The sequence below is a fragment of the Sodalis sp. RH19 genome, assembly GCF_047324215.1.
Taxonomy (GTDB): domain Bacteria; phylum Pseudomonadota; class Gammaproteobacteria; order Enterobacterales; family Enterobacteriaceae; genus Acerihabitans.
Map to the genome: position 1 here is coordinate 965,064 of NZ_CP178734.1, position 23,667 is coordinate 988,730.

The following is a 23,667-nucleotide window of genomic DNA, read 5'->3' on the forward strand; positions in this document are numbered from 1 at the left end:
GCAGGTTAATCAGGGTCAATTTTGCCATCAAATTTATAACACGCTGAAAAACAAGCTTATGTCATCATATTCAGTTTTTGTTTGAAACCTGATCCTGGCCTCATAAATGATCAAAATGACAATATATAGTTTTATTCGAAAATGAATTAAACCACCCCCGCGCGCGAAAATCGCCATCATTTACCGGCTGTGACGACGGCCTTTCACCCATGGAGACCCGTGATGAACGATAATCAGTATGACGTCAATCTGCGCTATGGCGTGGACCCCGCGCAATCGCTGGCCGGCAAGGTGGCGGTGGTCGCCGGCGGCCTGGGCGGCATCGCCATGGCCGCCAATCGCATGATGCTGGCGAAAGGCGCGGCGCTGGCGCTGCTTTATCCGGCTTTCGACAGCGCGGGCAAAGCCGCGGCGGCGGCGGAATTGGGCGAGGACCGGGTCAGCTATATCGAATGCGATGTCAGCGACCCGGCGCAGGTCGCGCAGGCGTTTAACCAGGTGGAGCAGCGCCAGGGCCAGATCGATATCCTGGTGAACTGCGCCGGTTACGTACAGCTGGAGCCGGCAATCGACACCGCCTTCGACCAATGGCAAAAACATCTGGCGGTAAACCTCACCGGTCCGTTCCTGTGCGCGCAGGCCGCCGCCCGCAGCATGATAGCCCGCGGCCGCGGCGGGAAGATCATCAATATCGCCTCCCAGGCCGCCTCCATCGCCATCGATAATCATTGCGCCTATACCTCTGCCAAAGCCGGCCTGCTGGGCATGACCAAGGTGATGGCGAAAGAGTGGGCGCCGCACCGCATTAACGTCAATACCCTGTCGCCCACCGTCGTATTGACGCCCATGGGCGAGAAAGCCTGGCGCGGGGAGAAAGGGGAGCAGATGAAAAAATTAATCCCGCTGGGACGCTTTGCCTATACCGACGAAATCGCCGCCGCCATTGTGTTTTTCGCCAGCAACGGCAGCGACATGATTACCGGCGCGGATCTGATGATTGACGGCGGGTTTACCATTTGGTAACCGGCCCGCCGGAGGACGAATTCAGGCCAACCACGTTGTGCACCCGTTGTACCCACGGTAAAAAAACAATGATCACGAGAGACCTTATCATGAAAAAATATCTTACCCTGTTCGCCCTCATGGCGGGTTGTTATCTGCCGCACGCCTTCGCCGCCGAGAAAGGCACCATCGCCATCTTGGTCAACTCCCTTGATAACCCCTATTACTCCGCCGAGGCCAAAGGCGCCGAAGCCAAAGCGCAGGCGATGGGCTACAAAACCCTGGTGCTGTCCCACGGCGAGGATGTGAAACGCCAGGGGGAACTGATAAGCCTGGTTATCGGGCGTAAAGTGCAGGGCATCATTCTGGATAACGCCGACTCGCAGGCAAGCGTAGCGGCGGTAAAACAGGCTAAGGACGCCGGCGTGCCGGTGGTGCTTATCAACCGGGAAATCCCGGTGGACGGCGTGGCGCTGGCGCAGATCACCCACAATAACTTCCAGGCCGGCTCCGATGTGGCCAATGAATTCGTCGAAAAAATGGGAGAAAAAGGCAGCTATGCCGAATTGACCTGCAACCTGGCCGACAACAATTGCGTGACGCGTTCAAAATCTTTTCACAATGTCATCGACCAGTATCCGGAGATGAAAATGATTGCCCGCCAGGACGCCAAAGGCAACCTGCTTGAAGGGAAACGTATCATGGACAGTATCTTACAGGCCCACCCTGATATCAAAGGCGTGATATCCGGCAACGGTCCGGTGGCGCTGGGGGCGATAGCGGCGCTCAAAGCCGCGGGCCGTAAAGATGTCACCGTGGTCGGCATTGACGGCAGCAACGATGAACGCGACGCCATCAAGGCCGGTGATCTTTATGCCAGCGTCATGCTCCAGGCACAGGCCATCGCCTCCCAGGGCGTGGAAATCCTTGACCAGTATCTGCAAAAAGGCAGCTATAGCGGTAAGGAACGCATCATGTTCCGCGGCATTCTGATTAAACAGAACAACGCCGATAAAGTGAACGGTTTTAATTATCAGCAATAACGACGGCGATCGTCACCGATGTGTATCGCGCCCCGTGGCTGCGCGGGGCGCGTAAGGAGATAAAACGGATGTCAACGCGCATGCTATGGGCGGTGCTGGTTGCCGTGGCGTTATCCGGCTGCCGCATCGTGTCGGAGCGGCAGCTGGCGGAGCTGAAAAACCCGCCGAACGCCAATGTAGCCAAGGCGGCACAGTTATTCGACCAGAAAATAGCGCCCCAGGTGATCGCCTCCGCCAGGCCGTTGGGCAGCCTGCTGACGCAAATCGGCCATGCCACGGATTTTGACGCCGCCTGCCAGCAGTTCGGCTACCGCAGCCAGGAAGAAAATCCCTGCGTGTTTGCCGTCTCGGTGACCGGCGCCATCAGCGAGGTGAATACCACCTCCCGCAACGGTCAGATAGTGATAAAGAGCGACGACGCGGCCGGGGAAGTCAACGTGCAGATTGGCCCGACCTTTCGCGGCACCGATTTGCGCGACAGCTATCGCGGGCTGAGTTATGCCGACTTTAACGATCAGAATCTGTTTGGTGATTTCAGCAAGGCCATTAACCAGCAGGCCATCAACACCGTGGCGAAACAGACCTTTGCCGTCGGCGGCAAAGTAACGGTGTACGGGGTGTTCAGCGCCTTTGATACGCCGCAACCGCCGCTGCTCATCACGCCGGTTAAGATTACGCAATAAGGAGAGCGCCATGGCAAACCCACGCACCGCCGCCGCCGCCGAACCCCGGTCCCATTATGTCAACGATCGGGTTACGCCGCGCGCCTCCCTGCGCCAGGGCGCGCCGGTCATTATCGAAACCCGCGGCGTATCGCGGCTCTATCCGGGCGTGGTGGCGCTCGATAATGTTGATTATCGGGTCTACCGCAACCAGGTTAACGTGCTGATCGGTGAAAACGGCGCCGGTAAATCCACCATGATGAAAATGCTGGCCGGCGTCGAAACCCCCACCAGCGGTCAAATCCTGCTCGACGGCCAGCCGGTGGCGCTCGGCTCCACCCATCAGGCGGAAAAACTGGGTATCAGCATTATTTTCCAGGAACTGAATCTGTTTCCCAACATGACGGTCATGGACAATATTTTTATCGGCAATGAGTTTTTCCAGCGCGGCCGCATTAATGTGACTTACCAGTATCAGCTGGCGAAGGCGCTGCTCGAACGCCTGGAGCTGGATGTCGATCCGCTCACGCCGCTGGAGGAGCTGGCGATCGGCCACCAGCAGTTGGTGGAGATCGCCCGCGCGCTGTCAAAAGACACGCGGGTGCTTATCATGGACGAACCGACGTCGGCGCTGAGCCAGTCCGAGGTCAAGGTGCTGTTCAATGTTATCGAACAGCTTAAGCGCCGCGGCGTCACCATTATCTATATCTCCCATCGGCTGGAGGAACTGATGGCCATCGGCGATCGCATTACGGTCTTGCGCGACGGCAAATTCGTCGCCGAGCGCGCAATCGCCCAGGCGAGCATCCCCTGGATCATCGCCAGCATGGTGGGGGAAAAAGCCAAGCATTTTGATTACAGCCCGGCGGTGAAAGGGGAGGAGGTCCTGGCGGCCCGCGGCCTGACGCTGCTGCATCAAAATGGCGGCTACGCCCTTAACGGCGTCGGTTTGACCCTGCACCGGGGGGAAGTGGTGGGCGTGTATGGGCTGCTGGGCGCCGGGCGCACTGAGCTGTTCAAGACGCTGCTCGGCGTGTTTAAACCCGATGCCGGCGAGATAACCCTCGGCGGCCGGCGCATCGAACACCTTTCGTTCCGCCGGCGCCTGGCGCTGGGCATGGCGCTGGTGCCCGAGGACCGGCAGGCGGAAGGATTGGTGCAGTTGCTGTCGATCAAAGCCAATATGACCCTCTCCAGTTTGCGCAGCAAACGCTTTTGGCAAACGCTGCTGCCGATCCGCAATGACAAGGAGTCCGGTGCGGTGCGGCGGATGATCGATACACTGGCCATCAAAGTCAGCGATGTCGATCTGTCGGTCACCTCCCTGAGCGGGGGCAACCAGCAAAAGGTGGTGCTGGGCAAAGCCTTGCTGACCCAGCCGCAGGTGGTATTCCTCGACGAACCCACCCGCGGCATCGACGTGGGGGCGAAAACCGATGTGTATCATTTGATCGGCGCCATGGCGCAGCAGGGACTGGCCGTGATGTTCTCCTCGTCCGAACTGGACGAAGTGATGCAACTGGCGGACCGGGTCATTGTCATGGCCGACGGTAAAATCACCGCCGACCTGCCACGCGCCGGGGTAAACCGGGAAACGCTTATCCGCGCTTCGACGCCTCATGATTAAGGACAGGTTATGCAAAGCCGAAAATATCTCGTTTATATGTATTTGCTCAAGGCGCGCACCTTTATCGCCCTGCTAATCGTCATCGGCTTTTTCAGCGCCATGGTGCCGAACTTTATCACCACCTCGAACCTGCTGATTATGACGCAGCATGTCGCCATCACCGGCCTGCTGGCGGTGGGCATGACGCTTGTGATCCTCACCGGCGGCATCGATCTGTCGGTCGGCGCGGTGGCCGGGATGTGCGGCATGATCGGCGGCGCGCTGCTCACCCTCGGCATCCCGCTATGGGGCGACAACCTGTTGTTTTTAAACGTGGTGGAGACAATTATCGTGGTGGCGCTCGCCGGTACGGTCATCGGCGCGATCAACGGCGTGGTGATCACCCGGCTGGGGGTGGCGCCCTTTATCTGCACCCTGGGCATGATGTATGTGGCGCGCGGCGCGGCGCTGCTCACCACCGACGGCAAAACCTTTCCCAACCTGTCGGGCCTGGCGGCCCTGGGCAATACCGGCTTCGCCACGCTGGGTTCCGGCACCCTGCTGGGTGTGTATAACCCGATCTGGCTGATGATCGCCATCGTATTGCTGGGCATGTACCTGACTAAAAAAACGCCGCTGGGACGCTATATCTACGCCATCGGCGGCAACGAGCCGGCGGCGCGCCTGGCCGGCGTGCCCATCGTGAAAGTGAAGATTTTCGTCTATGCCTTCTCCGGCCTGTGCGCCGCCCTGGTGGGACTGGTGGTGGCCTCGCAATTGCAAACCGCCCATCCGATGACCGGCAACATGTTCGAGATGGACGCCATCGGCGCCACGGTGCTCGGCGGCACGGCGCTATCCGGCGGACGCGGGCGGGTGTTCGGTTCCATTATCGGCGCTTTTGTCATCGTGTTTCTTGCCGACGGCCTGGTGATGATGGGCGTCAGCGAATTCTGGCAAATGGTGATCAAGGGCCTGGTGATCGTCACCGCCGTGGTAATCGATCAGTTCCAGCAGCGGCTGCAAAGCAAGGTCACGCTGATGCGCCGCCACGAAAAAAAGCAGCAGGCGGCGCAGCAGGCGATGTCTGAGGCCAGCCATGGCTAAGCGCCGCGCCGGCTGAACGCGCGGATCCATTCCGGCGCGCGGCGGATGTCGTCGCCAACAACGTGGAGATAACATGATGAAACGAGATTTCAGTGGTAAAACCGTGGTGATTACCGGCGCCTGTCGCGGCATCGGCGCCGGCATCGCCGAACGTTTCGCCCGCGACGGCGCCAATCTGGTGATGGTCTCGGACGCCGAACGGATATTCGCCACCGCCGATCGGCTGCGGCAACAATACGGCGCGGACATTTTACCGTTGCGGGTCGACGTGACCGACGAGGCGCAGGTGCGGGATCTGTACCGGCAGGCGCTGGAGAAATTCGGCGCGGTGGAGGTGTCCATCCAGAACGCGGGCGTCATCACCATCGATTATTTTGATTCGATGCCGAAAAGCGATTTTGAGCGCATATTGGCGGTAAATACCACCGGCGTATGGTTATGCTGCCGCGAGGCGGCGAAAATCATGGTGAAACAGCGGTACGGCAGCCTGATCAATACCTCCTCCGGCCAGGGACGGCAGGGGTTTATCTATACGCCGCACTATGCCGCCAGCAAAATGGGGGTCATCGGCATCACCCAAAGCCTGGCCCATGAACTGGCGCCGCATAATATTACGGTCAATGCGTTTTGCCCCGGCATTATTGAAAGCGAGATGTGGGAGTATAACGACCGGGTCTGGGGCGAAATCCTCAGTACCGACCAAAAGCGCTACGGTAAAGGCGAACTGATGGCGGAGTGGGTACGCGGCATTCCATTGAAACGGGCCGGGCAGCCGGCGGACGTCGCCGGATTGGTGGCGTTTTTAGCCTCCGACGATGCCCGCTACCTGACCGGGCAAACCATTAATATCGACGGCGGCCTGATCATGTCCTGACCGCGGCGGCGGCATGAACAAAAATGTTCATGAGGTGAATTGATTGCATCACCAGACGGCGGCATGATGCTAAAGCCCGGCACCGGTGTTAACCGGGCGGTCTTTCAGCACAGGTGTCCATGCGCATGGCGAAAATCAACACAGCAATGATTGAACAGATACTGGCCCTGGTCGGCGGGGGGAATAATATCGCGGTTTGCGGCCACTGCATGACGCGGCTGCGGCTCACGTTGAAAGACAGCGCGCGCGTTGATGGCGCGGCGCTGAAAAAAATCGCCGGCGTGCTGGGGGTGATCGAGGGGGATGATCAGCTACAGATCGTGCTCGGCCCCGGCAAGGCGCAAACCGCGGCGGATATCATGAATGCTGCGCTAAGCCGCGTGGAGCCGCAGGCCGACGAGGGCGCAGGCGATCTCATCACTATCGCCGCGCAGAATAAAAGGCAGCTTAAATCACGCCAGAGCGGCGCCCTGCATCACTTTTTCACCCGCTTCGCCACCATCTTCACGCCGCTTATACCCGGCTTTATCGCCGCCGGATTACTGCTGGGGATCGCCACCCTGCTGGAGCAAAGCCTGGTTATCGGGGTTGCGTCGCCCAATGCCTGGCTTATCGGCATCATCGGTTATATGAAAGTGTTCAGTAAAGGCCTGTTCGCTTTTTTGAGCATCCTGATAGGCCATAACGCCCAAAAGGCGTTTGGCGGCACGGGAGTGAACGGCGCCATTATCGCCTCGCTGTTTGTCCTGGGTTACGTCCCGGACGCCAGGGTCGGGTATTATTCCGGTATCGACAGCTTCTTTGGCCTGCCCATCGATCCCAGGGGCAGCATTATCGGCGTGCTGATCGCCACCATCATGGGCGCCTGGGTCGAGCGCAGGGTGCGCAGGGTGATGCCCGATAATCTGGATATGATTCTGACCCCCGTCATCACCCTGCTGATCATGGGGGCGGTGACCTTTGTGGTGATCATGCCGGCCGGCGGGGCGCTGTATAAGGGCATGTCATGGCTGTTTCTGCACCTGAACGGCAACCCGTTCGGCAGCGCCGTCCTGGCGGGCCTGTTCCTGCTTGCGGTGATGTTCGGCATTCACCAGGGTTTTGTCCCGGTTTATTTCGCCCTGATGGATGCCCAGGGGTTTAATTCGCTGTTTCCAATCCTGGCCATGGCCGGCGGGGGACAGGTGGGGGCGGCAATGGCGCTGTACGTCAGGGCGAAAACGGGTTCGCTGCTGCGCGCCCAGATCAAGGGCGCCATTATCCCGGGCATCCTCGGCATTGGCGAGCCCTTGATCTACGGCGTCACGCTGCCCAGGGTAAAACCTTTTGTCACCGCCTGTCTTGGCGGCGCCGTCGGCGGGTTCTTCCTGGGCGCCGTCGCCTATCTGGGATTACCGGTCGGCCTCAATACCGTTTTTGGTCCTTCCGGTATCCTGTCCATCCCGCTGATGACGTCCGCGCAGGGCATCTATGCCGGGATGTTGGTCTATAGCGCCGGGCTGCTGGTGTCCTATGCCGCCGGCTTTATTATCACCTGGCTCTGCGGCAGCAAAAACGTTGATTTAAGTTAATTCCCCCGCCGCGGCGTCCCGCCGATGTTGCGCTTTGTGACGAAACATTTGTCGGCAGGTGGGGGGAATGCGCGCATAACGCCCAGCATCGATAAATAATGTGGCATAATGGCGTCCATCTGGGCATAAAGAGATAATGGATAATGCTACTAATCAGTGCGGCAAAAGGTATCGGGCTGCGCAAGAATATTGCGCCGGTCATTCCCTCAAGCGCTGAAATAGGGTACAAGGCTGCATGAAAATTCCAAATAGAATCCAACCGCTGGTGGATGACGGTCTGATAGACTCTGTGGTCCGTCGCCTGCGCAGCGGCAAAGAGGCCGACGTTTACACCGTGTTATGCGGTGAAGAGATTCGTTGCGCCAAAGTTTACAAAGAAGCCACGCAACGCAGCTTTAAACAGGCCGTGCAATATCAGGAAGGGCGCAAAGTCCGTAACAGCCGCAACGCGCGCGCGATGCAAAAAGGCTCGAAGTTCGGACGCAAACAGCAGGAAGACTCCTGGCAGACGGCGGAAGTCAATGCGCTGTTCCGCCTGGCGCAAGCCGGCGTGCGCGTACCTCAGCCCTATATTTGCCTGGACGGCGTACTGCTGATGGAGCTTATCACCGACGCCGAGGGCGTGGTCGCGCCGCGTTTGAGCGACGTGATCCTGACGGAAGAAGAGGCGGTGGCCGATTTCGCCGTCATGATCCGCAATATCGTGCGGATGCTGTGCGCGGGTATCGTCCACGGGGATTTATCCGAATTTAACGTGCTGATGGATGCCGACGGGCCGGTGATTATCGATCTGCCCCAGGCCGTCGATGCCGCGGCGAACAATCTTGCCGCCGCGATGTTCGGGCGCGATGTAAATAATATGACCGAATACTACGGACGGTTCGCGCCGCGGTTGCTGGAAACCCGCTATGCGAAGGAAATCTGGGCATTATATGAAGACGGTAAATTGACCCCGGAAACCCTCCTGACCGGGCAGTTCGCCGAAGATACCCATAAAGCCGACGTCGATTCGTTGCTTGATGAAATCATCGCCGCCGAATATGAATATTATGACCGGCAGCGGGCACAAAAAGAGCGCGATTTGTAGAAACAACGTGAACGGCCGCCAAAATACTCTGCGTAAATCACTTTTTACCCCTATTTTTCGCTAAAGTATCAATAACGCTGATAGGGATGGGGAGTATCGCTACAAATGGATGTACTCAGATTTTTGCTGCGCCTGCCTTTTATACTGATAAAGGGCCTGTTGCGCGCGCTGGCTTTTCTCCTGGGTCTGCTCGGCCGCATCATGAAACCGTTAGTCGGCAATATCCACTGGCGCGCCCCTGCCTGGTGGACGGCGCTGTCCCGTGGGCTCAAGCGCGGCGTCGGGCATATGGAAGGCGGGGCGGATAAACACCCGCTCGCCGTCAGCCTGTCGATTCTGGTCTTGCTGTGCGCCGCGGGCGCGGCCGTTTACGGCTGGCACTGGTGGCTGAACCGGCCGCAGCTCATCGAATCGGCGCCGATGGTGCCTGAGCAAACCAGCGTCAGCGTCAGCGGCCCGGAAGCGGTGAATTACGCGGCGCAAAAAGCCGCGCCGCAGCAGGCTATCTTCAATTTCAGCAACGCCGCCGCGCCGCTGAGCGATGTCGGCAAGGTCGTCGCAAAAGGCATTGCGCTCAAACCGGCCGTCGCCGGCGAGTGGCGATGGGTGAACGACCATAGGTTAGTCTTCACGCCGAAAAATCCGCTGCCGATGGGCGCCGAATATGAAGTGAATTTCACCCCGGACGTCCTGCTCGCGCCGCAAACCACGCTGGCGACCAGGCGGTACGCCTTCAGCGCGCCGGCGTTCGGCTATCAGCTTGGCGAAGCCGAGTATTTTCAGGACCCGCAGGATGCGCAAAAACGCAGCGCGATTTTTAACGTTACATTCAACGCGCCGGTGGATGCCGCCAGTTTCGAAACACGGATTGCCCTGGATCTGCTTGAAGGTAACGCCAAGTCCGGGTCGAAACTGCGTTATTCCGTGGTCTATGACCAGAAAAAGCTCAACGCCTGGGTGCACTCCGAACCGCTGCAACCCCTGGATCACGGCGGTTCGGTGCGTATCGCCATCGGCGCGGGCGTGAAAGCCGCGGTGCCGTCCAATGCCACCGCGCAGCCCGGCGGCGCGACGGTTTCCGTGCCGACGCTCTACAGCCTGGCGGTTAAAGAGGCCAGCGCGCAGATCGTTGATGCCGATGGCGCCAGCAGCCAGCGCGCGTTGATTCTAGCCTTCAGCGATGCGGTAAAGGATAAAGACCTGCGCCGCGCGGTGAAAGTCTGGCTGCTGCCGCAGCACAATCCAAACGATCGAGACGCCGCCGCCGGCCCGGATGACTACGCCAACTGGGAGATCGGGAACGTTGAAAATAACGTGCTCGCGCAGTCCTCGCCCGTGGATGTCCAGCTTAATGACGCCGAAAACGAGTTCCAGCCGCAGTTCAGCTTTCGTTTCGATGCCCCGGCGCACCGCGCCATGCTGGTGGAAATCGACAACGTTCTGGTTTCTGCCGGCGGCTATAAAATGCCGGAAAAAGTCTACCGTGTCGTACCGGTGCCGGAGTATCCCAAATCCCTGCAATTTGTGTCGCAAGGCTCGCTGCTGTCGGTGAACGGCGACAGGCAAATCAGCTTAGCCGCGCGTAACGTGCCGGGATTGCGTCTCGATATCAAACGGGTGATTCCCAGCCAGCTACAGCACATTGTGTCGTTCAAGAGCCGGCAGTATTCATCGGCGGATTTCAACCGCCTGAATGATGAGTATTTTACCGAGCGCTTTACCTATCAGGCGGCGGTGAACAGCGGCCATCCGGGGGAGGTAAATTATCAGGGCGTTGATCTCTCCCGTTATCTTTCCACCGATCCGCGCTCGCATCGCGGCGTCTTCCTGCTGACGCTTACGGAGTGGGATCCCAACAAAAAGCAGGCGACGCCGGCCGCTGACGACGGCAACCTGTACCAGGACGATGACCAGCACGAAGAGGAGGCCGCGGCGGGGGATTCGCGCTTTGTGGTCGTCACCGATCTGGGCATTATCGCCAAGCGCGCGCAGGATAAAACCCGCGATGTATTTGTGCAGTCGATTCATAGCGGTACGCCGGTCGCCAACGCCAAGGTGTCGGTTATCGCCAAAAACGGCGTCACGCTGCTGACCCGGACCACCGGCGCCGACGGCCACGTGCGTTTTCCCGCGCTGGATGTCTACACCAGCGAGCGCGCGCCGGTCATGTTTCTGGTGGAAAAAGAGGGCGATGTGTCCTTCCTGCCGGCCGATAGCAACAATGACCGCGGTCTCGATTTCTCGCGCTTTGACGTCGACGGGGAAGAAACCCCGAACGATCCGCGTACGCTGAACAGCTATCTGTTCTCCGATCGCGGCGTTTATCGCCCGGGGGAGACCTTTCATATCGGCCTGATTACCCGTGCCGCCGACTGGGGCATCGGCTTGGCCGGCGTGCCGGTGCGCGCTGAAATCCACGATCCGCGCGACAAGCTGATGAGCACCATTCCGCTGACGCTGGGCGCCGGCGGTTTCAACGAGCTGAGTTATACCACCGACGATAATTCCCCCACCGGCGAATGGAACGTCTATCTGTATCTGGTCGGCAAAGACGACGCGTCGTCGACGCTGCTGGGGCATACCGCGGTGAACGTGAAAGCGTTCGAGCCGGATCAGTTGCAAGTGAAACTGCAGCTGACGCCGGATCGCCGGCAGGGCTGGGTCAAACCCTCGGAACTGCGGGCCAATATCGATGTGCAGAACCTGTTCGGGACCCCGGCGCAGGATCGGCGCGTCACGTCGAAACTGACGCTGCGCCCGATGTATCCGAGCTTTGATCAATACCCGGACTACGCGTTCTACGAAGATCGCCAGAACAGCGATGGGTTTGAGACCGCGCTGGAGGACCGCCAGACCGACGCAAACGGCGCGGCGGCTATTCCGCTGGATCTGACGTCATACGCCGACGCGACCTATCAATTGCAGCTGCTAGCGGAAGCCTTTGTGGCCGGCGGCGGCCGTTCCGTCGCGGCCACGGCGCGCGTTCTGGTGTCGCCGTACGATTACCTGGTCGGGGTGAAGGCGGACGGCGATTTGGGCTACATCAATCGTGACGCCGTCCGTCACCTGAATGTCATCGCCGTCGACCCTTCGCTCCGGCGGATCGCGCCGCCGGCGTTGAAAGCCGCGCTGATCGAGCAGAAATACATTTCCGTGCTGACCCGGCAGGATTCCGGCGTCTATAAATATCAATCGAAAATGAAGGAAGTGCGGCTGTCTGAACAGCCGCTGGCGCTGACCGAGCAGGGCGCCGATCTCAAACTTGCCACCGGCCGGCCGGGCGACTTTGTGCTGGTGATTGAAGACGCGCGGGGCAAGGCGCTGAACCGCATCGCCTATAGCGTCGCCGGCAACGCTAACCTTAGCCGCGCCCTGGATCGCAACGCGGAACTGACGCTGAAGCTGAACCAGGCGGAATACGCGGCGGGGGAGGACATCGAGGTGTCGATTAACGCGCCGTACACCGGCAGCGGGCTGATAACCATTGAAAAAGACAAAGTCTACAGCTGGCAGTGGTTCCATACCGATACCACCAGTTCGGTGCAGAAAATCCGCGTTCCGGCGGGCATGGAGGGTAACGGCTACATCAACGTGCAGTTTGTGCGTGATGTGAATTCCAATGAAATCTTTATGAGCCCGCTGAGCTACGGCGTCATGCCGTTTAAAATCAGCACCAAGGCGCGTCAGAACAGCCTCGGTGTCGCGGTGCCGGCAGTGATTAAACCGGGCGAAAACCTGGCGATGACGGTGTCTACCGACGGCCCGCAGCAGGTTGCGCTGTTCGCCGTCGACGAGGGCATTTTGCAGGTGGCGCGTTATCGCCTGAAGGATCCGCTCGAGTATTTCTTCAGCAAACGTGAGCTGGGCGTTAAGAGCGCGCAAATCCTCGACCTGATCCTGCCGGAGTTCAGCAAGCTGATGCAACTGGCGGCCGCGCCGGGCGGTGACGGCGGCGAAGGACTGGATCTTAACGTCAATCCGTTCAAACGTCAGCGCGACAAGCCGGTGGCGTATTGGTCCGGCATTACCGACGTGAACGGCGAGAAGCGATTTGATTATCAGGTGCCGGATTACTTCAACGGCAAAATCCGCGTAATGGCGATTTCCGTAACGCCGGACAAAATCGGTAAAGCGCAAACCTCGGCCGTCGTGCGCGACAACGTCATCATGACGCCGAATGTCCCGGCGATGGTGGCCCCGGGCGATGAATTTGATGTCAGCGTCGGCGTCAGCAATAACCTCGAAGGACTGAACGGCAAAACTGCGGCGATTGCGGTGCATCTCACGGTTCCACCGCAGCTGAGCGTGGTCGGCGGCGCGGATCGCGACCTCCAGCTTGCCGAAAAACACGAAGGCGCCATCAGCTTCCGCCTGCGCGCCAATGCCGTTCCGGGCGATGCGCCGCTGGTGTTTGACGCCCAGGTGCGGGATGACGCCGGTACCGACAAAGCCAGCCGCCGCACGCTCAGTATCTCGGTGCGTCCGGCCATGCCATTTCGCACCCAGTCCATCATGGGACGCATGAGCGGCCGTAGCCAGGATATCGCCGGTTTGCGCCGGATGTTCGATGCTTACGCGGTGCGTAAAGCGGCGGTCTCCAATTCGCCGCTGGTGCTGGCCAGCGGGTTGTCGCAATATCTGGCGGATTATCCGTATTATTGTTCCGAGCAGATCGTCAGCCGCTCGATTCCGCTGATTCTCGCGGGCGCGCACCCGGAAATCAACGGCAATCAAAGCCAGGCGGAAAACGGTAAGCAGTTGAAAAACATGCTGGCGGTGCTGCGTTCGCGCCAAAACGGCAGCGGCGCGATCGGCATGTGGCGCTCGTCGCCGGAAACCGATCCGTTCGTAACCCCGTATGTGGTGCAAGCCCTGCTGGAAGCGAGAGACGCGGGATATGCCTTGCCGGACGGTATGCTGGACGAGGCGAACGCGGCGCTGCGCGCGCTGGCCGCCAACCAGCATGACGACTTGTATACTCTGCGCCTGCGCGCGTGGGCGTCCTATCTGCTGACCCGGCAGGGGGAAATCACCACCAGTTCGCTGGCGTCGGTACAGGACGCTTTACAGCAGCGGTACCCCGACAGCTGGAAAACCGATCTCGGCGCGCTGTATCTGGCGTCGGCTTATCGCCTGCTGAAAATGGACGATGAAGCCAATGCGCTGTTGCAGCCGACCTGGACGCAACTGGGCAACGCATATGGAAAAGCCTGGTGGACCCAGGCTTATTTCGACCCGTTGGTACAGGACGCGACGCGACTGTATCTCATCACCCGTCACTTCCCGGAAAAAGTGTCCTCGATTCCGCCGCAGGTGCTGGAAAATATGATCAGGGCGCTGAAGGAGGAGCGCTACACCACCTATTCATCGGCGATGAGTATTCTGGCGCTGGAGAGTTACTCCGCGCAGGCGGCGGCACAGGCCACGGCACCGGGCGCGCTGAAAATCACGCAAATCAGCGCGGATAAACAGGTCGGGCCCAAGCTGATTTCCAGCATGCAGGGGTGGCTGGCCAAAGGCGATTTTACCGCCGATGCGCAAGCGATTCGCGTTGAAAATGGTCATGACGCGCCGGCCTGGTATGTGGTGACGCAGGCCGGCTACGATCTGGCCGCGCCGGAAAAAGCCATAGCGCGCGGCCTGGAAATCACCCGCAGTTACACCGATGACCAGGGCAAGCCGGTAACCCGGGTAACGCTGGGACAGACGGTAAGCGTGCATCTGAACATACGCGCCAACGCCAAAGAAGGGCAAAGCAATCTGGCGATTGTCGATTTGCTGCCGGGCGGATTTGAAGTGGTGCAGCAAACGCCGCCGGAACCGGCGTCCGGCCAGGGCGATGGGGACGCCGACGAGAACGGCGACGCCAACGCGCCGCCGTCTTGGCAATCGCCGCTGGCGGCCTCCGGGTCCACCTGGGCGCCGGATTACAGCGATATCCGCGAAGATCGTGTCGTTATTTACGGCAGCGCCGGCCCCGTTGCGCAGGAGTTTGTCTATCAGATCAAAGCCACCAACACCGGCAGCTTTGTCATCCCGCCGGCTTATGGCGAGGCCATGTATGATCGTGACGTCCAGGCGCAGTCCATCGGCGGCCAAAAACTGCTGGTCGGCGCGGCGGCTAAACAATAATATGCCGCGGTCAGCGCCCCGCCATGGAGGACCGGGGCGTAAACCGCCCTGGGTATTGAGATGAACCTCTTTCCCGTGTTATCCGCCGCCGCGCAACGCCGGCTGCAAAACATTGCCATGGCGGTTTTTTTACTGGCGTTGCTGGTATTGGCATGCCGGTTGTGGCCTCATCCGCCGCTTTCCCGGGGGCAACCTTTATCGTCGGTCTACTATGACCGGCAGGGTACGCTGATGCGTATCGCCCTCGCCAGCGACGACCGCTACCGTTTATGGACCCCGCTGGAGCGGGTTTCCCCGCTGGCGGTCAAAGGCCTGCTGCTGCATGAGGACCGCTGGTTTTACCTCCACCCCGGCTTCAACCCGTTCAGCCTGGCGCGGGGGTTCTGGCGCAGTTATGTCGCGGGCGGTAAAATGCAGGGCGGCTCGACCATCACCATGCAGCTGGCGCGCATGCGCTGGCATCTCAATACCCGCGCGCCGTCGGGCAAAATCATGCAGGTCCTGCGCGCGGCGCAGCTGGAACTGAGTTACTCCAAACACGATATTCTCGAAGCCTACCTGAATAGCGCCCCCTATGGCCGCAATATAGAGAGCATCGGGGCGGCCAGCCTGATTTATTTCGACAAGGCGCCGCAAGATCTGACCTTGCCGGAAGCGCTGACGCTGGCGGTGCTGCCGCAGTCGCCGCGTTATCGCATCGATGCCGGCGCCGGCGTGCTGGGCGCCTTGCTCTCGCAGGCGCGCAACCGGCTGTTCCAGCGCTGGCAGCGGCACTACGGCGTCGACGCCAGCCAGGGCGCGCTGTTCAGGCTGCCGCTGGCGCTGCGCCAGCCCGAGCGGCTGCCGTTTATCGCGCCGCATTTTATCGAGCAGCTGCGCCAGCAAAACCAGCGCTATATCGGCACCGATACCCGTATCGACACCACGCTGGACGCCGGCTTGCAGCGGCTCGTCGAGCGGCAGGTAACCGCGTTTATCACCCGCAACGAGCGCCGGGGCATCCATAATGCCGCCGTGCTGCTGGTGGATACCCGCGATATGGGAATACGCGCGCTGGCCGGGTCGGCGGATTATTACAACCGCGGCATTCAGGGACAGGTGAATGGCACCAACGCTAAACGCTCGCCGGGGTCGGCGCTCAAACCCTTTATTTATGCGCTGGGCTTGGAGCAGGGCGTGCTGCATCCGATGACTATCCTCAAGGATGTGCCCTCGGCGTTTGGCGCCTATGCCCCTGAGAATTTCGACCGCCGCTTTCTCGGTCCGGTCACCGCGACGGATGCCCTGAACTTCAGCCGCAATATTCCCGCCGTGTTCGTCGCTTCGCAGCTCCGGCAGCCGTCGTTTTATCAGTTCCTGCGGCTCTCCGGCATTGCCGATATGTCCAGCGAGAACCACTATGGCCTCGCGCTGGTATTGGGCGGGGGCGAGGTGACGATGCAGGAACTGGCAAAACTGTATGCGCTACTGGCGAATCGCGGCGAGCTGCAAGCGTTGCGGATGCAAAAAACCGATCCGCGTTCCGCCCCGGTCAGGTTACTCAGCGCGCAAGCCAGCTTCATCACCCTCGACATGCTGCGCCAACACCGCCGTCCCGGCGATACGCTGGCTCAACAACCCGCATCGTTACCGGTCTACTGGAAAACCGGCACCTCTTGGGGCTTTCGCGATGCGTGGAGCGTCGGGATTTTCGGCCCTTACGTCCTGGTGGTATGGGAAGGGAATTTCGACGGCGCCGGCAATAATGTCTTTGTCGGCGCGCAAGCGGCCGCGCCGCTGTTCTTCAACATAATCGACGGCATTAACGCCAGTTATCCCTCATTACAGGAACCGAAGCAGCCGTTTCCAAAGCAGCTGAAACGGGTCGATATCTGCCTCGCCAGCGGGGATTTACCGACGCCGTGGTGCCGGCAAACAGGCAAAACCTGGTTTATTCCCGGCAAGTCGCCAATCAAGGTCGATACGGTGTATCGCCCGGTGCGGCTGGATAAACTGACCGGCGACGTGGCCTGCCCGCCTTACGATGAAGATAAGACCCGCACCGAGGTGTTTGAGTTCTGGCCGTCGGATCTGGCGAACGTCTTTGCCCAGGCCGGCCTGCCCAAGCGCAAACCGCCGGCGAATCACTGCCAGGATGGCGGCGTGGACGTCAGCGGTAATCCGCCGCGGATTACGTCGCCGTTAAAGAACACGACCTATACCCTGAGGCAATCACAGCCGGGGCGCGACCGGATTTCGTTTAATGCGGTGACGGATGCCGACAGCAACCGGGTGTACTGGTTTGCCGATGATATCTATCTCGGCAGCTCCGCCAGCAAAACGGCCCTTGATTGGCGGCCCATCAACAGCGGGCGCTACCGCATCCGGGCGATCGACGATCGCGGGCGCGCCGACAGCCGGTTGGTGAATATTGAGATTGTCGATTAAGGCGGCAAAACGCGCGGCGGGTGAGCATACGGCCTGGCTGTTGAGATGGGCGCGCCGGGCCGCGCGATGCCGCAAGGCCCGGAATACCGGCCTGGGCCGGCGTCAATGGAACGCGCACAGATAGCCCCTTTTGCCAAAATACTTGCCATAATAATCTTTTGGATTGGGATGATAACCGATGGCTTTGCCATTTCCCTGCGCGGCACATTCTTTATCGCCCTCATTCTGGTATCTTTCCGGAACAGGGCCGAACAGTTTAGCATTATTCCAAAACTGCTTTTGCCCCGGGGGGCTTACCAGCTTTGGCGGCGTCACGGAAGGCTTGGTGCCGGGCGAATTAGCAATATAGGCGCACCCGGAAGCGAGCAGCATAAAACCGGCCAACATTATGGAAAGGGTGGTTTTTGTCATAACAGATACCTGAATAAGCTGTGTATTAAATGTCGCGTAATAGCGATATGTCCAGATGCAACGTGCGATGTCAATTTTATTGCATTGCGTTAATGTGTAAATAAAAAATAATAATCCATTCTTACAATAAATTCAGCGCTGAATAAACACGCGTAATTGAGTGTTGATATATATTTTCCCGATTAATTCATTATTAATACACTTACAAATTACCGTTCATAATGGGCAGGTGCAATTGCCACTTTTATCATATCCGGTTATTTTTTTGCTTTGAGAAAACTCTCAGTAAAGAGTAATAAAAACCCCATAAAATTCAAGCGGTAAAAATAATTAATATATTAACCGATTTAAAATTATCCCGGCGTGATATCCGTTGCGAATATCGGCAATTGCGTTTGTTATCATTTATGTCCCCAGGGTCACGCGCTATAACAACACCGCGGTAAACCTGAAACGGCGCGTTTACCGGCCAAGGGCGGCCAAGGGTGCGACGGCCTCTAGCGCTCGAATGGCGGCCCTCGGCGCCAAAACGGCCATTTATGAATCTGACTCATAGCCACATTATATTTTCATCAGGTTACCCGGGAAGGGTTCAAGGCTAAGATGAGGTTTCTGCCACCTCCCGTATACGCTAAAAAGAACATTATGAAGAAAACAGAAAGACGAGTGCTTATTGCTACAAGTCACAATACCGGGCTGTTATTTATCGTCATCCTGAGTGCTTTAATGGCATTCACCTCGTTGTCGACAGATATTTATTTACCCGCGATGCCGGCCATGTCAGCCGATCTCCGGGGGAGCGCGGAATTGACCATCACCGGTTTTTTAATTGGCTTTACCATAGCACAGCTTATTTGGGGGCCAATAAGCGATCGCCTGGGGCGCCGGGTGCCGTTATTTATCGGGATGGTGCTGTTTACCCTCGGGTCCATAGGCTGCGCCATGTCGCGTGATATTACTCAAATCGTCTTCTGGCGGGTATTCCAGGCGATGGGCGCCTGTATTGGACCGATGCTGGCGCGCGCGATGATCCGGGATTTATTTACCCGCACCCGCGCAGCGCAAATGTTGTCGACGCTGATGATGATTATGGCCATCGCGCCCATAGCAGGTCCGCTGCTCGGCGGACAGATGATCAGGGTGGCGTCCTGGCACGCCATTTTCTGGTTACTGGCCATTATAGGAACGCTGATGTTTATCTCCTTATGGTGGCTGCCGGAAACGCTGCCGCAGGCGCGGCGGATCAACGCCTCACTCGCTGGCGCTTTCGCTAATTATGTTTCTTTGCTGAAGAACAGGACATTCATGCGCTATACGCTGTGCGTGACCTTCTATTATGTTGCCGCGTATGCCTTTATTACCGGTTCGCCGTTTGTCTATATCAGTTATTACCAGGTTGATCCCCAGCATTATGGCTGGCTGTTCGCCATAAACGTGATTGGCCTGATGGCCATCAGCGCCGTCAACCGTAAGCTGGTGCAGCGCCACAAACTGGACACGCTGCTGAAAATAGCCACCTCGATTGCCGCCGCCGCCGCGGTGATATTGGCGCTGGCGACAAAAATGCAGGTGGGCGGTATCGTGCTCATTGTCATCAGCGTGTTTATCTTTTTTTCCATGAACGGGGTTATTGCCGCCACGTCTACCGCCGCGGCAATGGATGACGTGCCGGGAATGGCGGGATCCGCCTCGGCATTAATGGGTTCATTACAGTACGGGAGCGGGATTATTTCATCCCTGTTGCTGGCGTGGCTGAGCGACGGCACGCCCTGGACGATGGCCTGGATCATTGCGCTGTTCACCTCGGCCAGCGCCCTGATGGTGATACGGAAAAGCCCGGGAAGCGCACTATCGTGATAGCGCGCAGCAGAATCGCAAGGCAGGCGTGGGGCGCGTATTGCCATGGCGCGCCGGGAGGCGAGCCATAGTATGGCGGGGCTTACTGCTGATACTGCTCGTCGGTGACTTTTTCCAGCCAGTCGACGGCTTTGCCGTCCAGGGACTCGGCAATGGCGAGATGCGACATGGCGGAGGTGGCCGACGCACCGTGCCAGTGCTTAACGCCGGGCCGTATCCAGATGATATCGCCCTTATTCATGACCTGGGCCGGCTTCCCCCATTCCTGCACCCACCCCTGGCCTGCGGTGACAATCAGCGTCTGGCCCAGCGGATGCGTATGCCAGGCCGTGCGGGCCCCGGGCTGGAACGTGACGGTCGCGCCCCCCACGCGCGCGGGCGGCGTGGCCTGGAATGGCGCGTCGATACTTACCGTGCCGGTAAAATAGCTCTCCGGACCGCTGGCGGCGGGCGTGGAGCCGTGTCTGGTAATATCAATCATGGATGTTTCCTCAGCAAAAGTGGCCGACGGAGGTAGCGCCAACGGTAAGGCGGATATCATCAGTCGATTTATGACTATTTTCTCCAGCATAGATGCCCGACGATAATGACCAGCCTGCTGGTCATTATGATGTGAATAAGGCTGGGAAAAGCGAGAATCCTTTTTCGAGGATGCCACCGCCAGCATAAGGCAAAGATGATTAATGACAATGGGACCATTATTCATAGGACTTATTCATCATGCTCATAAGTGATATCAGTCCTACATTCCCTTTCCTCGCCAGCCCCCCGTCCTTGCATCATAGGTGTCGCCGCTGTGGCGACACCTATTCGCCAATATATCGCGTAAGCTCCATGGCATTATTTTTGCGGCAGCGCCGCCGTTAAGGCACGCTGAAATCATCAATGAGGTTTATTTGAACACTAACCAGACTTCAGGCGGCGCGTTGCGCAAGGCCTGCGTACTCCTGTCTGCCTGCCTTATCGCGGTGGCGAACCCGCTCGCCTTCACCGGGCCGGCCGTGGCCATTCCGACGCTCGGCCGGGCGCTGGAAGGCAGTTCGCTGGAACTCGCCTGGATCTCCAATGCCTTCATGCTCGCCTTCGGCAGCTGCCTGATGGCTGCCGGAGCGCTCGCCGATACCTTTGGACGGAAGAAGATCTTCCTTTGCGGGGCCTGCGCCCTGTGCATCGTTTCGGCCGCGCTTGCCTTCTCGCCAAACCTGTTCACCGCCGATCTGCTGCGCGCCGCCCAGGGCGTCGCGTCGGCGTTAGCGTTCTCCGGCGTGATGGCGGCGCTGGCGCAAGAATTCACCGGTCCCGGCGCCATCAGGGCTTTCAGCGTGGTCGGCACGAGTTTCGGCATCGGCCTGGCCTTCGGGCCGATAAGTTCAGGGCTTATGATCGCTATCTTCGGCTGGCGCTCAATCTTTTTCCTGGCGGCGGTCCTTGCCGGCGCGGCGTTCCTTCTTGGCACCGGCGTGGTGCGCGAATCGCGCGATCCCGACGCCGCAGGCCTCGACTGGAAAGGCGCCGTCAGCTTCACCGCCGCGCTGGCTTTCCTTACCAACGGCATTTTGGTCGCGCCGGCGGCCGGCTGGCTGGCTACGCCGGTCATTGTGTCTTTGGCCGGCGCATTGCTCCTCGGCGCCGTTTTTGTCCTGGTAGAAACCTCCGCGCGGCGGCCGATGCTCGACCTGTCGCTGTTTCGTATTCCGCGTTTCGTCGCTGTACAACTGCTGGCCGCGGCGCCGGCTTACGCTTTTGTGGTCCTGCTGGTGCTGCTTCCCATCCGGCTCGTCGGCATCAATGGCATGAGTGAACTGAAGGTCGGATGGATCATGATGGCGCTTTGCGGTCCGCTCCTGGTCCTGCCGCTCATCGCGGGCCTGCTCACGCGATGGTTTTCCTCCGCTGCGCTGTGCGGAACAGGGCTGATGCTGTCGGCCTGCGGTCTCTTATGGCTGGGCCGCTGGGCGGGCGGCGAGGCCGGCCCGGCGCTGATTGCTCCGCTCCTGCTGATCGGCATCGGCATCAGTCTTCCCTGGGGGCTGATGGACGGGCTCGCCCTCAGCGTCGTGCCGCGCGAACGCGCCGGCATGGCGACGGGCATCTTCAACACCACCCGCGTGGCGGGTGAAGGCATCGCGCTCGCGATGGTAAACGCGCTGCTTGTGGCGTTGCTTATCCCCCGGTTTGATTCTTTACTGCCGGAGGCGCCATCATCGGCCAGCGCAGCCGCGCAGCGCCTGGCAGGCGGCGATTTGGCAGGGGCGAATGCCGCCCTCAACGCGTCTTCCCCTGAGGCCCTGACCGCAATTTACCAGAGCGTGTTCAGCCTCCTGCTCGACGTGCTTTCGGCAATCGCGGCAATAACCGCCATCGTCATCTTTATCGCATTGCGGGGCGCGGGACGCACGGCGGAATTGACGCGGTCATCGAACCCGTGACACCGGCGGTATTTTTACCCGTGCTTACGGATGGAGCCGGGCGCCTTTGATTGCCTTATCGACATCCTTGCGCGGGCCACGCACGGCAAGCCCCACTAAATCCGGCCTGTGCGCGTGCTCGGCGCGAAAAACCCTGCGCCCTTCCTCGCCATGGGATTGATCAAACATGGCGTTCACATAGGCGGAACACGTCAGGCCCCTCTCCTGACCAACCCGCAGCGCGCGTAACAGCGTATCCTGCGAAGCCGAAAATACGACTATAGGTTGCCCGAACAGTCGGGTATATTGCCGCTCATCCGCATCGATATATATCTCGCTCATGGCCTCGGGGGAGGCATCGCCAATGCCTGTCGCCAGAAAAGCCGTGACGTTCAGTTTTTTCCAGAGCGGGAGGGGATCCAAAAGTATTATCGCGGTCTTGGTCAGAGGTACCATATCGTCATTCACTATCGCTGGTTGAACATTATTCTGCGGTAATATAATTTTCTCACATAATATTCGGCGCTAGGAAGTGTATAAGGCGAGAGGCGCGAAAATACGAACGCGGTTCGCGGCACATCTGTTTAAGTGTCTTGCCGGACCATGAAATCCTGAATATTCTTCAGCCTTAATAGCCTGTATGCACCTTGGAAACACGCCTGAAAAAAACGCAGGGAAATGCGGCGGCCATTTTTTCAATCCGCGTCGTCGCCATCCATTAACGGACTCGGGCCGCGTTCCAGGTAGGTAGAGAGGGCGATATGGCTATGCGTGGAAGACACGCCCTCTATTTCATGAATCTTGCCAAGCAATGCCTCCAGGGACTGAGTGTCTTGCGTGCGGACCTTGAGCAGGATAGCGCTTTCCCCGGTGACCGTGTGGATTTCCTCGACTTCATTAAAGGCGCGAAATTCTAGAATCCGGCGGGTACTTGTCCAGTTTTTGGTGTCAACGTGCACGAAAGCAAGCAAGGGGCGGCCTAGCTTTTTGCCGTCCAAGAGGGCGACCGTGCCTTTGATGACGCCATCCTGTCTTAGACGCTTGGCCCGCTCGTGGATGGCGGGCGGCGATAAATGCATTAACTGGCCCAGCTCGGCGTAACTTCTCGTTGCGTCCTCCGACAGCAGGGCGAGGAGCTTGCGATCCGCCGCGTCAAGGCGGGAAAAGGCGCTTCTTGCGGTCTGTTTGCTTTTACTCACGTGTTTCCACCCCCGAAAGTATTGACGCTGGTTCGGCATCATAAAACACCCGGGGAATGAGATAAAGTCATTGCAAGTGACCCCGTCTCATATGAATGCCACATCCCGCGTGTTATCGGTATTGGCCGTTTTGTTACGTTATGCCGGCTGCTTTATTCTTGTTGATCGTTAATACAGCCGGCGGCAGATTTTGCCTCGATGAGTGCGCTTGAATATTCCCCAAGGCAAACAGCGAAAATAAACGTCTCCTTGCCATGATATTAATCCTCCTGGCATACCAT

16 protein-coding genes are annotated in these 23,667 nt (G+C 58.9%); 12 read left to right on the plus strand and 4 right to left on the minus strand.

Annotated features, from left to right (window positions below; translation table 11 throughout):
* Window positions 1–222 precede the first annotated feature (222 nt).
* The 10 genes from ACL2XF_RS04350 (at window position 223) to pbpC (ending at window position 17,511) form a co-directional block, all read left to right on the plus strand.
* The gene (locus ACL2XF_RS04350; protein WP_413728093.1) at window positions 223–1,023 is read left to right on the plus strand and encodes a GolD/DthD family dehydrogenase; all 801 of its coding nucleotides are present in this window, start codon (window positions 223–225) and stop codon (window positions 1,021–1,023) included.
* An 89-nt stretch (window positions 1,024–1,112) separates the two neighbouring features.
* The gene (locus tag ACL2XF_RS04355; protein ID WP_410016783.1) at window positions 1,113–2,045 is read left to right on the plus strand and encodes a D-ribose ABC transporter substrate-binding protein; all 933 of its coding nucleotides are present in this window, start codon (window positions 1,113–1,115) and stop codon (window positions 2,043–2,045) included.
* 68 nt (window positions 2,046–2,113) lie between these two features.
* Entirely contained in the window at window positions 2,114–2,728 is a 615-nt protein-coding gene (locus ACL2XF_RS04360) for a DUF2291 family protein (protein ID WP_413728094.1), read from the plus strand.
* A gap of 10 nt (window positions 2,729–2,738) precedes the next feature.
* Window positions 2,739–4,334, plus strand: coding sequence for a sugar ABC transporter ATP-binding protein (locus ACL2XF_RS04365; RefSeq protein WP_413728095.1), 1,596 nt, complete (start codon window positions 2,739–2,741; stop codon window positions 4,332–4,334).
* Between the two features lie 9 nt (window positions 4,335–4,343).
* The gene (locus ACL2XF_RS04370) at window positions 4,344–5,420 is read left to right on the plus strand and encodes an ABC transporter permease (RefSeq protein WP_410014516.1); all 1,077 of its coding nucleotides are present in this window, start codon (window positions 4,344–4,346) and stop codon (window positions 5,418–5,420) included.
* 76 nt (window positions 5,421–5,496) lie between these two features.
* The gene (locus tag ACL2XF_RS04375) at window positions 5,497–6,294 is read left to right on the plus strand and encodes an SDR family oxidoreductase (protein WP_413723464.1); all 798 of its coding nucleotides are present in this window, start codon (window positions 5,497–5,499) and stop codon (window positions 6,292–6,294) included.
* 125 nt (window positions 6,295–6,419) lie between these two features.
* Complete coding sequence (murP, locus tag ACL2XF_RS04380) at window positions 6,420–7,865, plus strand: PTS N-acetylmuramic acid transporter subunit IIBC (RefSeq protein WP_413728096.1); 1,446 nt, start codon at window positions 6,420–6,422, stop codon at window positions 7,863–7,865.
* 235 nt (window positions 7,866–8,100) lie between these two features.
* A complete protein-coding gene (locus ACL2XF_RS04385; RefSeq protein WP_410014518.1) occupies window positions 8,101–8,952 on the plus strand; it encodes a PA4780 family RIO1-like protein kinase in 852 nt (283 codons plus the stop codon).
* A 105-nt stretch (window positions 8,953–9,057) separates the two neighbouring features.
* Window positions 9,058–15,084: an alpha-2-macroglobulin family protein gene (locus tag ACL2XF_RS04390; RefSeq protein WP_413728097.1), complete on the plus strand. Its 6,027-nt coding sequence runs from the start codon at window positions 9,058–9,060 to the stop codon at window positions 15,082–15,084.
* A gap of 60 nt (window positions 15,085–15,144) precedes the next feature.
* Window positions 15,145–17,511, plus strand: coding sequence for a penicillin-binding protein 1C (gene pbpC / locus ACL2XF_RS04395; RefSeq protein ID WP_413728098.1), 2,367 nt, complete (start codon window positions 15,145–15,147; stop codon window positions 17,509–17,511).
* Between the two features lie 102 nt (window positions 17,512–17,613).
* Here the strand turns inward: pbpC and ACL2XF_RS04400 are convergent, their stop codons facing one another.
* Entirely contained in the window at window positions 17,614–17,922 is a 309-nt protein-coding gene (locus ACL2XF_RS04400) for a hypothetical protein (RefSeq protein ID WP_410014521.1), read from the minus strand.
* 645 nt (window positions 17,923–18,567) lie between these two features.
* Here ACL2XF_RS04400 and ACL2XF_RS04405 point away from each other — a divergent pair.
* The gene (locus ACL2XF_RS04405) at window positions 18,568–19,779 is read left to right on the plus strand and encodes a multidrug effflux MFS transporter (protein ID WP_410014522.1); all 1,212 of its coding nucleotides are present in this window, start codon (window positions 18,568–18,570) and stop codon (window positions 19,777–19,779) included.
* Between the two features lie 82 nt (window positions 19,780–19,861).
* Here ACL2XF_RS04405 and ACL2XF_RS04410 read toward each other — a convergent pair whose 3' ends face one another.
* The gene (locus ACL2XF_RS04410) at window positions 19,862–20,332 is read right to left on the minus strand and encodes a cupin domain-containing protein (protein WP_413728765.1); all 471 of its coding nucleotides are present in this window, start codon (window positions 20,330–20,332) and stop codon (window positions 19,862–19,864) included.
* 343 nt (window positions 20,333–20,675) lie between these two features.
* On the opposite strand from ACL2XF_RS04410, the gene ACL2XF_RS04415 reads away from it, so the two are divergent.
* Window positions 20,676–22,208, plus strand: coding sequence for an MFS transporter (locus ACL2XF_RS04415; protein ID WP_413728099.1), 1,533 nt, complete (start codon window positions 20,676–20,678; stop codon window positions 22,206–22,208).
* Window positions 22,209–22,232: 24 nt separating this feature from the next.
* On the opposite strand, the gene ACL2XF_RS04420 is transcribed toward ACL2XF_RS04415, so the two are convergent.
* The gene (locus ACL2XF_RS04420) at window positions 22,233–22,655 is read right to left on the minus strand and encodes a DUF2000 family protein (RefSeq protein ID WP_413728100.1); all 423 of its coding nucleotides are present in this window, start codon (window positions 22,653–22,655) and stop codon (window positions 22,233–22,235) included.
* Between the two features lie 227 nt (window positions 22,656–22,882).
* Window positions 22,883–23,386 (minus strand): Lrp/AsnC family transcriptional regulator, encoded by a 504-nt coding sequence (locus ACL2XF_RS04425; RefSeq protein ID WP_413728101.1) that lies wholly within the window; start codon window positions 23,384–23,386, stop codon window positions 22,883–22,885.
* Window positions 23,387–23,667: the final 281 nt, after the last annotated feature.